At 75.1% G+C, this 1,692-nt stretch carries 3 protein-coding genes; 1 reads left to right on the forward strand and 2 read right to left on the reverse strand.

Features of this window, described 5'->3' with window-relative positions:
* On the reverse strand, nt 1–311 hold a 311-nt coding region (locus tag E1284_RS40555; RefSeq protein ID WP_131945412.1), incomplete at its 3' end, for a helix-turn-helix domain-containing protein.
* A gap of 102 nt (nt 312–413) precedes the next feature.
* Between E1284_RS40555 and E1284_RS40560 the strand changes: the two genes are divergently transcribed.
* A complete protein-coding gene (locus E1284_RS40560) occupies nt 414–1,124 on the forward strand; it encodes an SDR family oxidoreductase (RefSeq protein ID WP_207924252.1) in 711 nt (236 codons plus the stop codon).
* Nucleotides 1,125–1,147: 23 nt separating this feature from the next.
* On the opposite strand, the gene E1284_RS40565 is transcribed toward E1284_RS40560, so the two are convergent.
* On the reverse strand, nt 1,148–1,692 hold a 545-nt coding region (locus E1284_RS40565), incomplete at its 5' end, for an SRPBCC family protein (protein WP_131945413.1).

Genomic DNA, 1,692 nt, shown 5'->3' on the forward strand with positions numbered 1-1,692 from the left:
GGCCGCGGCGCGGCGGGGCGGCGGCGGGGCGTCCGCCCGGCGACCCTGTCGGCGAGGCCGAGCAGGTGGGCGTGCTCGTCGTCGCCGAGGCGCAGGGCGCGGGCCAGCGCGTCCAGCACCGAGTCGCTCGGCGCGGTCTCGCGGCCCTGCTCGATCCGGGTGTAGTAGTCGACGCTGACCCCGGCCAGCGCGGCCAGCTCCTCCCGGCGCAGCCCGGGCGAGCGCCGCGGCCGCGGGCCGATCGGCAGCCCGACGTCGGCCGGGCCGATCCGCCCCCGCCGGACCCGGAGGAACTGCGCCAAAGCGTTCATGCCGTCGAGTCTGCCACCGGACCGGGCGGGCCTGGGTGGCCGTGTCGCACCCAGGTGCTCCGCGGCCTTCCGCGCTTGCGGGCGAGGGGCGAGGCTCGCCGCATGACCGACGCAATGATCATCGGTGGCGGCTCCGGCATGGGCCTCGCCCTCGCCCGGACCCTGCTCGCCGACGGAATGGACGTGACCATCGTGGGCCGCTCCGAGCCCCGCCTCGCGGCGGCCCGCGCCGACCTGCGCCCCGAGAGCGGAAGGCTCGGCACGGTGCGCGCCGACATCGGCAGCGAAGAGGACGTGGCCGGCCTGTTCGCCCGCGTCGAGAAGGTGGAGCACGTGGTGGTCACCGCGGCGGACGCGACCGGAGCGTACGGCCGCACCGCCGACGTCGCCACGGAGGCCGCCGGCTCCTTCCTCGGCACCAAGCTGCTCGGTGCCTGGCTCGTCGCCAAGCACGGAGCCGGCCGGGTGACCGGGTCGATCACCTACACCTCGGGCATCAACGCCTACCGTCCGAACGGCTCCAACACGATCGTCGCCGCGGCCAACGGCGCCCTCGCCTCGCTCGCGTACGGGCTGGCGATCGAGCTGGCGCCCGTCCGGGTGAACGTCGTCTCGCCCGGCTGGGTCGACACCCCCATCTGGGAGCAGCTCGCCATGGACAAGCAGGCCGCCTTCGCCGACCTCGCCGGACGCCTCCCCGCCCGGCGCATCGGCACCCCGGAGGACATCGCCCAAGCCTTCAGGTCGGTGATGAGCAACGGCTTCATCACCGGGACCGTCCTGCATGTGGACGGCGGCCACCGCCTCACCTGAACGCGCGCCGTCCGCCGGCGCGACTAGGGCCGGGTTGCGCCGACGCGCTGGGCCAGGGCCGTGTTCAGCGCGCGGAACTGCGGGAGCGTGCGCTCGTTCAGCTGGTGCCGGAAGAAGGGGATCACGACACCGGTGAAGCGCTCGCTCTGCGTGAGCCTGACCCGGCCGGGGGCGACCGGCTCGATCAGGAAGCGGTGCTCGCCGTCGAAGATCCCGCCGGGGCCGACCCTGCCGATCCAGCGGAGCTCCCGGCCGGGCGCGGCCTCCAGGACGGTCGGGGTGAAGGTGGTGTCGCCGCCGGAGTCGCGCATGACGTTGCGGAGGGTCGCGCCCTTCTCCAGCCGGCCGCTGGAGGAGACGATGAACGGGTTCCACTGCGGGTAGGCGGGCAGGTCGCTCAGGACCGCCCACACCTGCTGCGGCGTGGCGTCGATCTCGATCGACGCGCGCAGCGTGAAGGGGCGCAGGTTGGTCCAGGCCGCGTAGCCCGCCAGCAGGGCGGCGACGACACCGAGCGTGATCAGCAGGCGGCGGCGCTTCGGGCGGCGCGTCCGCGCGGTGGCGGGGG

The organism is Actinomadura bangladeshensis (assembly GCF_004348335.1).
GTDB classification, from domain to species: Bacteria; Actinomycetota; Actinomycetes; order Streptosporangiales; family Streptosporangiaceae; genus Spirillospora; species Spirillospora bangladeshensis.